Below are 9637 nucleotides of genomic sequence, written 5' to 3' on the forward strand. Positions count from 1 at the left end.
CGCCGGCCCCGCCCTTTCGGGCGGCCGACGTCACTTTGACGACACTCCCTAGGCCTTGTGCACGATCTGGACGTCCAGCACCACTTCCACGCTCGAACCGATCGCCGCTATCCCCTGGGCCAGCACGGACTGCCAGTTGAGGCTGAAGTCCTCGCGGTGCAGTCCGGCGGTCGCCCGGCAGGCCGCGCGCGGCTCGCCCTCCAACCCGGTGCCGAGGCCCAGGTACTCGGTGTCCAGGGTCACCGAGCGGCTGGCCCCGTGCAGGGTCAGGGCGCCCGCGACGGCCCAGCGGCTGCCGCTGCGGTGGATGAACCGCTCGCTGTAGAACTCGACCGTCGGATACCGGGCCGCGTCCAGGAAGTCGGCGGACCGCAGGTGGTCGTCCCGCATCCGCACGCCGGTGTCGATGCTCGCCGCGTCGATGATCACGTGCATGGAGGAGTCCTCCATGCGGTCGGCTATCCGCACCCCGCCGGCGAAGGTGTTGAACCGGCCGCGGATCCGGGCGAAGCCGATGTGCTGCGCGGTGAAGGCGATGGACGAATGCGTCGGGTCGAGCTCCCAGTGGCCCGGCGCCGGCAGCAGCGGCGGCTCCACGGCGTCGAGCACGATCTCCCCGGTGCCGGGCTGCGCCGGGTCCCCCACCAGCGTCGCCCCGTGGAACGGCGCATAGCCCTCGGCGGTGACGGTGAGCCGGTACTCGCCCTCCGGCACGGCCGCGGTGAACCCGCCGTACGGATCGGTCTCGCCGCTGACGATGCGCCGCCCGATCGGGTCGGTCACTTCGAACCTGGCCTGTCTGACCGGCTGGTGGACCGTGTCGAGGACACGACAGCTGAGCAGCCGCGCCGTATGAGGCAGCGTCAGTGTCGCCGATGTGTCCTGACCGCCGCTTCCGGCCGTCTCCATCCCCCTTCTGCGACCGAACATGGTTGATGCACCCCCGTGCTGTGTGGACTTGTACCGCTCTGGCGAAGACGCATTCGATCATGCTGTCGGGTTGCGGGCAAACGGAAAGGCGGTGTCCGGTATGCCCGTGTCGGCGCCGTCGACGACGTGAGGGGAACGCCCGCATCCCCGGACCGCTCCCGGACACGGCGATCGAACCGTCGGTATCGGTGCGCAGCACGGTCGCGCCCATGGCCCGAAGCCGTGCGAGAGTGCCCGGTGCCGGGTGCCCGTAGCGGTTGCCCTCACCGACCGGGACGAGCGCGAGCCGGGGCCGGATCCGGTCCTGGAGGCCGGGGTCCTGGTGGGCGGAACCGTGGTGGGCGACCTTGAGGACATCGACCGGTCCCAGGTCCGGACGGGCCCTCAAAAGGGCTTCCTGCGAAGGCGGTTCGAGATCGCCGAGCAGCAGGAGGGTCAGGCCCGCGCTGCGGACCAGCAGCGCGACACTGGCGTCGTTGGGCCCCTCCGGCCGCGGCCCGTCGGGCGAGGGCCACAGCACCTGCCACTCCAGCGGCCCGGCCCGCCGCCGCTCGCCCGCCGTGGCCGCCACGACGGGTACGCGCGCGGCCGCCGCGGTCCGCCGGACGAACTCGGCCTGGGCAGCCGGCTCCTCCAGCGTGGTGGTCTGAATCACACCCACGGACCGGCCCCGCAGCACCCCGGACAAGCCGCCGACGTGGTCGGCGTGAAAGTGCGTCAGCAGGAGCAGCGGCACCCGGCTGACTCCCAGGGCGCGCAGACACGCGTCCACCGGGCCCGCTTGCGGGCCGGCGTCCACCACGACGGCCGTGCCCGGGCCGACGGCGAGCACGGCGGCGTCGCCCTGCCCCACCGCGCACTGCACGTAGCTCCAGTTGGGCGGCGGCCAGCGGGTGAGCGTACGGGTCAGCTGCGGCGGCCGCAGTACGGCCAGGAGCAGCAGCACGGCCAGCGCGGAGCACACCCACGGCCGGTGCCTGATCCGCGCGCCGAGCCCCACGACGGCCAGGGTGGCGGCGGCCAGCAGCAGCCCCCCGGTGAGCCCGCCCGGCCAGGCCAGCTCCGCGCCCGGCAGCCGCGCCCCGATGCGGGCCACGCCGGCGATCCACCCGGCCGGCACCCCGGCGCACCGGGCGAGCAGCTCGGCGACGGGCATGCACACCGGCGCCGCCGCGAGCGTCGCGAAGCCGAGCACGGTGGCCGGGCCCGCAGCGAGCTCGGCGAGCAGATTGCAGGGCACCGCCACCAGGCTCACCCGGGCCGAGAGCACGGCGACCACCGGCGCGCACACCGCCTGGGCGGCCGCGGCGGCGCCGAGCGCCTCGGCGAACCGGGGCCGCGTCCCGCGCCGCCGCAGCGCTTCGCTCCAGCGCGGGCCGAGCGTCAGCAGGGACCCGGTGGCCAGGACCGAGAGCAGGAAGCCGGGGCTGCGGGCGAGCCACGGATCGTGGAGCACCAGCAGCAGGACGGCGGCCGCCAGCGCGGGGATCAGGGACCTGCGCCGCCCGGTGGCGATGGCCAGCAGGGTGATCGCCCCGCAGGCCGCGGCCCGCAGCACGCTCGGCTCCGGCCGGCACACCATCACGAAGGCCACGGTCAGCGCGGCCCCGCACAGGGCCGTCGCCCGCAGGGACAGCCCCAGGCGGGGTGCCAGGCCGCCCCGCTCGGCCCGCTGCGCGGCGGCGGGCGGGCCGATGAGCAGGAACAGCACCACGGTCAGGTTGGACCCGGACACGGCCAGCAGATGCAGCAGGTCGGTGGCCCGGAACGCCTCGTCGAGGTCGGGCGGCACCCGGGAGGTGTCCCCGACGACGAGCCCCGGCAGCAGGGCCCGGGCGTCCGGGGCGAGTCCCCCGGTGGCCTCGCGCAGCCCGGCCCGCAGCCTCCCGGCGATCCGCTGGACGGTGTCGGGCGCACCGGTCACCCGCGGCGGGGTGTCCCCCGCGGGGCGCAGCAACGCCACGGCCCGCTCCCCGGCCCGCCCCGGGGCCAGCCCGGCGACGACCGCGACCCGGGTGGAGGGCTGCAGCCGGGCCCACTGCGGATGCCCGGCCAGCACCCGTACGGGCGTCTCGACCCGGGTCTGCGTGCCGTCGGGCCCGGTCACCCGGGTCAGCACCGCGTCCAGGACCACCACGGGCGGCCCGCTCCCGCCGCGGGCCGCCCGCGGATCGGAGCCGACGGTGAGCTCGGCGAGGACCCGGGCGTGCTCCCCCGCGAGCCCCACGACCGGCCCGGCCCGCGCCTCGGCCCGCTGCAGCCCCGCCACCCCGGCCCCCGCGGCCGCGCAGAGCAGGGCGGCGGCCGCGGCCGGGCCGATCCGCCACAGCGACTCGGGACGGAGGCAGGCGGCCAGGAGCAGCAGCCCCGCGCCGAGGACCCCGAGCCCGGCCGCGGCGGCGGTCCGGCCGACCGGTGCGTCGAGGGCGAGGGCGGCCGCCGCCCAGGCGGCCAGCGCCGGTACGACCAGGCGCAGATCCACCGGACCCGGCCCCTCGGGGCGCTTCACGGCCGGACCAGCTTGCGCAGATCGGCGAACCGCCGCTCGCCGATGCCGTCGACCTGCCGGAGCTCCTCCACCGAGCGGAAGCCTCCGCGGGCGGTCCGGAACTCCACGATGTGCTGCGCCAGCACCGGGCCGACCCCGGGCAGGCCGTCGAGCTGTTCCACGGTGGCCGTGCCGAGGCTCAGCGGCCCGGCAAGGCCACCGCCACCGGCGCCCGGGCCGGCTCCGGACCCCGGCCCGCCCGGGGCGGGCTGCGCCGGGGCGCCGACCACCACCTGCTCGCCGTCGACCAGCACCCGGGCCCGGTTGAGCCCGCTCGTGTCCGCACCGGGCCGCACTCCGCCGGCGGCGGCCAGCGCGTCCTCGACCCGCGCCCCGGCGGGCAGCCGCCGTACACCGGGATCACGCACCTTGCCGCTGACATCCACCACGATCCGCGCGCCGGCACCTCCGCCACCGGCGGCGGGCCCGGGGCTCGGCCCCGGGGCCGGAGCCGTCGCCGGGGCGACCACCGGGGGCGCGGTCACCGGCTGCGGCCGGGCGGTCCAGAACTGCTGCGCCCCGAAGGCGACGGCGGCGGCCAGCACCACCCCCACGGCGGCCACCGTGCGCGGCTCCACCGCGCACCGGGCCTGGAGCCACATCGGCAGCCGCTCCCGCACGGCGAGCCGCAGCCGGGCTCCCCCGGAGAGCCCGGCTCCCGCGGACGGCGGGCCCTCCCCGCCCGGCGGGATCCCCACGGGGGTCCCGCCGGGCGGCGGATCGGCCACGGACCGGATCCCGGGCCCCGAACCCGGCGCCACCCCCGGCTGCGGGGACGGCGGCGCGCCGGCGCCGAGCGGCGGCCCGCCCCCGAGCGCAGGGCCGCCGCCCAGCAGGGCTTCGGCTCGGCGGCGCACCGCGGCGGGCTCGGGACGGTGTGGACGCGGACGCCCCCTGCGGTGGCGCAGCCTCCCGTCCGAGAGACGGGACCGGCCGGGACCGCTGGTGGCTCCGGAGGAGGGCGAGGTACGTGTGCGAAGAGTCATGGCACGACGGTAGGGGCGAATCCCGACCCCAGTTCGGAGTTATCAATTCCGGTGGAAATCCCGGCCGCTGTGGATAACTCCGCCACTCGTTCCGGTGATCAGCGGGGCGAGACGACCGCCGCCAGCAGCCCCGGCCCGGTGTGCGCGCCGATCACCGCGCCGACCTCGCTGACGTGCAGTTCGACGAGCCCGGGGATGCGTTCGCGCAGCCGCTGCGCGAGCTTCTCGGCCCGCTCGGGCGCCGCCAGGTGGTGCACGGCCACGTCGACGCTGCCCGCCCCGGCGCGCTCCACGGCCAGCTCCTCCAGGCGGGCGATGGCCTTGGACGCCGTACGCACCTTCTCCAGCATCTCGATCCGCCCGCCCTGCAGGGTGAGCAGCGGCTTGACCGCGAGGGCGGAGCCCAGGAGGGCCTGGGCCGCCCCGATGCGGCCGCCGCGGCGCAGGTAGTCGAGGGTGTCGACGTAGAAGTACGCGGACATGTCCGCTGCCCGCTTCTCGGCGGCGGCCACCGCCTCGTCGACGGAACCGCCGGCTTCGGACACCTCGGCGGCGGCGAGGGCGCAGAACCCGAGGGCCATCGCGACCATGCCGGTGTCGACGACCCGGACGGGCACGGGGGCCGTCTTGGCGGCGACGACGGCTGCGTCGTAGGTGCCGGAGAACTCTGCGGACAGGTGCAGGCTGACGATTCCGGTCGCGCCGGCCTCCGCGGCCGCCCGGTAGGCCCGTACGAACTCCTCCGGGCTGGGCCGGGAGGTGGTGACCGGGCGGCGCTTCTGCAGCGCCAGGGCGAGGCTGCGGGCCGAGATCTCGGTGCCCTCTTCGAGGGCCTCGTCGCCGAGGACCACGGTCAGCGGGACGGAGGTGATTCCGTGCCGCGTCATGGCCGGTTGGGGCAGGTAGGCCGTGGAATCGGTGACGATCGCGACATGGCGGGACATGAGCCGGAGGTTACCGCCCGTGGGGGCGCGACGGCAGCCCGACCCCTGGCCGGGGGGACGGGAAGGGTTCCGACTCAGGGTTTCGACTCGCCGCTGCTCGGAAGCGCCGGCGCCTCAGGTCGTCGTTTCCGGCCGCGGCGCCTTCTGCCACGGGTAGCCGGTCTGCGGGGGCGTCGGATTCAGGGCCGCCGGGGGCTCCGGAGCCCGCCCGGCGGACCCGGCGGAAGCAGTACGCGCTGCGGACCCCGCGGGCGGCTGCTGCGCGTCCCAGGCCGCGGCCGCCGCGGCCAGGTCGTCCACCGACTCCCGGGACCAGTCCCGCAGTGCCCCGGATTCGACCTCGATCTGCGCCGACAGCGCCGACAGCTCGTCCTCCGCGAAGCGCCGCGCCCGGTCGCGGGCGGCCCAGCGCAGCGAATCCGCCGCCTCCGTGATCTTGGCGGTCCGCTCCTTCAGCTCGGGCAGCATCGCGCCGATCCGCGCCCGGTCCGGCTCCTGCTCCAGCCGCTTCAGCTCGTCGTCCAGCTCGTATCCGTGCGCGCTCAGCCGCTCGAACAGCCCGATCGACTCCTTCAGCGAGGCATCCGCCTGGACCCCCTGGTACAGCGCCTGCTGCGTGGCCCGCATCGACGTCCGCAGGTCCAGCCGCAGCTGCGCCAGTGCCCCCGCCACGCCCACCTGCCCGAAGCTCTTCGCCCTCAGCGCCGTGTCCTCCACGGTCCGGCGGGCCTGCGTGATCGTGCGGTCCACGCCGCGCTTCGCCGCCCCGACCGCCTTCACGGTGGCCCAGGCGCCCAGTCCCAGGAAGGCGAACAGCACCAACAGGGCAAAGATGATGATCAACGCGCCGGCCTCCATGAGAGGCTCCCTTCCCCTGCCGTCTCCGTCCCCTCCACCGTAAACGCCACGGGCAGGCCGGGGGTTCCAATCGAACCCCCAACCTGCCCGTACGGGACAACCCCTAGACCATGGTCACGCGGCGTCACACGTCACACGTCACACGTCACACGTCACACGTCACACGTCACACGACGATGTTCACCAGCTTCGGAGCGCGCACGATCACCTTGCGGATCTCGGCCCCGCCCAGCGCCGCCACGACCGCCTCGTCGGCCAGCGCCAGCTGCTCCAGGTCACCCTCGGAGATCGCCGGCGGCACCTCCAGACGGGCCTTGACCTTGCCCTTGATCTGCACGACGCAGGTGACGCTCTCGTCCACGACGTACGCCGGGTCCGCGACCGGGAAGTCCTGGTGGACCACCGGGTCGGTGTGGCCCAGGCGGTGCCACAGCTCCTCCGCGATGTGCGGCGCCAGCGGGGCGATCAGCAGGACCAGCCGCTCCGCGACCGAGCGCTCCAGCGGGCGGCCGGCCTTCGTCAGGAAGTTGTTCAGCTCGGTGATCTTCGCGATGGCCGTGTTGAAGCGCAGCCCCGCCATGTCCGCGCCCGCGCCGTCGATCGCCTTGTGCAGCGCGCGCAGGGTGTCCTCGCCCGGCTCGCCGTCCACGACGGTGACCGCGCCGGACTCCTCGTCCACGATGTTGCGCCACAGGCGCTGCAGCAGCCGGTACTGGCCCACCACTGCCCGGGTGTCCCACGGACGCGAGACGTCCAGCGGGCCCATCGCCATCTCGTACAGGCGCAGGGTGTCCGCGCCGTACTCCTCGCAGATCTCGTCCGGCGTGACGGCGTTCTTCAGGGACTTGCCCATCTTGCCGTGCTCGCGCTTGACCGGCTCGCCCTGGAAGAACCAGCCGCCGTCGCGCTCCTCGACCTCGGCCGCCGGGACGTACACACCGCGCGCGTCGGTGTAGGCGTACGCCTGGATCATGCCCTGGTTGAACAGCTTGTGGAACGGCTCGGCCGACGACACGTGGCCCAGGTCGAACAGCACCTTGGACCAGAAGCGCGCGTACAGCAGGTGCAGCACCGCGTGCTCGGCGCCGCCCACGTACAGGTCGACGCCGCCGTGCGGCGCGCCCTCGCGCGGCCCCATCCAGTACTGCTCGATCTCCGGGTCGACCAGCGCCGACGCGTTGTTCGGGTCCAGGTAGCGCAGCTCGTACCAGCAGGAACCGGCCCAGTTGGGCATGGTGTTGGTCTCGCGCCGGTAGGAGCGCACCCCGCGCCCGTCGCCCAGGTCCAGCTCGACGTTGACCCACTCTTCGTTTCGCGACAGCGGGGTCTCCGGCTTCGAGGCGGCGTCGTCCGGCTCGAAGGTGCGCGGCGAGTAGTCCTCGACCTCGGGCAGTTCCAGCGGCAGCATCGAGGCCGGCAGCGGGTGCGCGACGCCGTCCTCGTCGTAGACGATCGGGAAGGGCTCGCCCCAGTAGCGCTGGCGGCTGAACAGCCAGTCGCGCAGCCGGAAGTTGACCGTCCCCTCGCCGATGCCCCGCTCGGCCAGCCAGGCCGTGATGGCGGCCTTCGCCTCGACGACGCCCAGGCCGTCCAGGGAGACGCCCTCGCCGGTCGAGTTCACGATGGTGCCGTCGTACGAGGAGAACGCGTCCTCCCACTCCGCCGGGTCGGCGTCGCGGTCGTCCGAGGGCTCCACGACGCAGCGCATCGGCAGCTCGAAGGCGCGCGCGAACTCGAAGTCGCGGCCGTCGTGCGCCGGGACGGCCATGATCGCGCCGGTGCCGTAGCCCATCAGCACGTAGTCCGCGATGAAGACGGGGACCGGGTCGCCGCTGACCGGGTTGACCGCGTACGCGCCGGTGAAGACGCCGGTCTTGTCCTTGGCCTCGGCCTGGCGCTCGACGTCCGACTTCCCGGCGGCCTGCTTGCGGTACGCGTCCACGGCCTCGCCGGGGGTCGCGGAGCCGCCGGTCCACAGCTGGTGCGTGCCCTCGGGCCACTCGGCCGGGACGATCTTCTCGACCAGCGCGTGCTCGGGCGCCAGCACCATGTAGGTGGCGCCGAACAGGGTGTCGGGGCGCGTGGTGAACACCGTGATGGCGTCGTCGCCGACCGCGAAGTCGACGCGCGCGCCCTCGCTGCGGCCGATCCAGTTGCGCTGCTGCAGCTTGATGGCCTCGGGCCAGTCCAGCGCGTCCAGGTCGTCCAGCAGGCGGTCCGCGTAGGCGGTGATCCGCATGTTCCACTGGCTCAGCTTGGACTTGAAGACCGGGAAGTTGCCGCGCTCGGAGCGGCCGTCCGCGGTGACCTCCTCGTTGGCCAGTACGGTGCCCAGCCCGGGGCACCAGTTGACGGGCGCGTCCGAGGCGTAGGCCAGCCGGTGCTCGCCCAGCACGTCGGCCCGCTCGCCCGCGGTCAGCTCGGCCCAGGAGCGGCCCCCGGGGACCTCACGGGAGCCGTTCTCGAAGGCGGCGACCAGCTCGGCGATCGGGCGGGCCTTGGCCGCGTCCGCGTCGTACCAGGAGTTGTAGATCTGCAGGAAGATCCACTGGGTCCACTTGTAGTAGTCCGGGTCGATCGTCGCGAACGAGCGGCGCTTGTCGTGGCCCAGGCCCAGCCGGCGCAGCTGGACCTTCATGTTCTCGATGTTCGCCTCGGTGGAGACGCGCGGGTGCGTGCCGGTCTGCACGGCGTACTGCTCGGCCGGCAGGCCGAACGCGTCGAAGCCCAGGGTGTGCAGGACGTTGTGGCCGCTCATCCGCTGGTGGCGGGCGAAGACGTCGGTGGCGATGTACCCCAGCGGGTGGCCGACGTGCAGGCCCGCACCGGACGGGTACGGGAACATGTCCATGATGAACTTCTTGGGGCGCGCGACGACCGTCGCGTCGCCGGCCAGGTCACCGGCCGGGTTCGGGGCCTCGTACGTGCCCTGCGCGTCCCATACGTCCTGCCAGCGTGCCTCGATGTCGGCGGCCATGGCAGCCGTGTAACGGTGCGCCTCGGCCGCCTCGGGGGCCGGGGTGTTCGTCTCGCTCATGATTCCTGAAGCTCCATCGATCGTCTCTGCCGTCTCTGCCTGCCCAAACGAAAAAACCCCTCGCACAGGAGGGGACGCCGCGCCGATGCCGACCGTCTCGGAGGGTCGGCACTGATCAGCGCGGCTCGGTAAGCAGAAGGCGTACGGCACGCATGGCGCCAGGGTACCGCAGCGGGTCCGGCGGCCGCTCGACCGTTGCGCACAACGAGAAGCGGGGGGGGCCCGCCCGGGGGGGGCGGGGGGGCGGGTAGGGGGTAGGGGGGTTTTTAAACGTCACAACAACCAAGAACACACACCGCACAGCCACAAACAAATAAAGCACATGTTTTTTTTA

Annotated in this window: 5 protein-coding genes and 1 pseudogene; all 6 read right to left on the reverse strand. The window is 74.1% G+C overall.

The genetic code is table 11. From position 1 onward, the window contains the following. Positions 1 to 48: 48 nt before the first annotated feature. Positions 49 to 930 (reverse strand): YceI family protein, encoded by an 882-nt coding sequence (locus ACFXGI_RS28755; protein ID WP_384712613.1) that lies wholly within the window; start codon positions 928 to 930, stop codon positions 49 to 51. 136 nt (positions 931 to 1066) lie between these two features. Then, a pseudogene (locus ACFXGI_RS28760) lies at positions 1067 to 3439 on the reverse strand (ComEC/Rec2 family competence protein); the annotation flags it as partial. Beyond that, positions 3436 to 4464 carry a helix-hairpin-helix domain-containing protein gene (locus ACFXGI_RS28765; RefSeq protein WP_384712616.1) on the reverse strand — a complete coding sequence of 343 codons (1029 nt, stop codon included), beginning with the start codon at positions 4462 to 4464 and terminating at the stop codon, positions 3436 to 3438. The gene ACFXGI_RS28765 and the pseudogene ACFXGI_RS28760, both read right to left, overlap by 4 nt. Before the next feature lie 98 nt (positions 4465 to 4562). Further along, entirely contained in the window at positions 4563 to 5408 is an 846-nt protein-coding gene (locus ACFXGI_RS28770; protein ID WP_229339788.1) for a DegV family protein, read from the reverse strand. Positions 5409 to 5522: 114 nt separating this feature from the next. Beyond that, a complete protein-coding gene (locus ACFXGI_RS28775) occupies positions 5523 to 6266 on the reverse strand; it encodes a hypothetical protein (RefSeq protein ID WP_384712620.1) in 744 nt (247 codons plus the stop codon). A gap of 166 nt (positions 6267 to 6432) precedes the next feature. Beyond that, positions 6433 to 9303, reverse strand: coding sequence for a leucine--tRNA ligase (gene leuS, locus ACFXGI_RS28780; RefSeq protein WP_384712623.1), 2871 nt, complete (start codon positions 9301 to 9303; stop codon positions 6433 to 6435). Positions 9304 to 9637: the final 334 nt, after the last annotated feature.

It is taken from the genome of Streptomyces sp. NPDC059355, from assembly GCF_042752335.1.
Classification (GTDB): domain Bacteria; phylum Actinomycetota; class Actinomycetes; order Streptomycetales; family Streptomycetaceae; genus Streptomyces.

Excerpts from the sequence above, each read along its gene's own strand:
- ACFXGI_RS28755 (WP_384712613.1), bottom strand. The coding sequence starts at position 930 with ATGTTCGGTCGCAGAAGGGGGATGGAGACGGCCGGAAGCGGCGGTCAG.
- ACFXGI_RS28770 (WP_229339788.1), bottom strand. The coding sequence starts at position 5,408 with ATGTCCCGCCATGTCGCGATCGTCACCGATTCCACGGCCTACCTGCCC.
- leuS (WP_384712623.1), bottom strand. The coding sequence starts at position 9,303 with ATGAGCGAGACGAACACCCCGGCCCCCGAGGCGGCCGAGGCGCACCGT.
- ACFXGI_RS28775 (WP_384712620.1), bottom strand. The coding sequence starts at position 6,266 with ATGGAGGCCGGCGCGTTGATCATCATCTTTGCCCTGTTGGTGCTGTTC.
- ACFXGI_RS28765 (WP_384712616.1), bottom strand. The coding sequence starts at position 4,464 with ATGACTCTTCGCACACGTACCTCGCCCTCCTCCGGAGCCACCAGCGGT.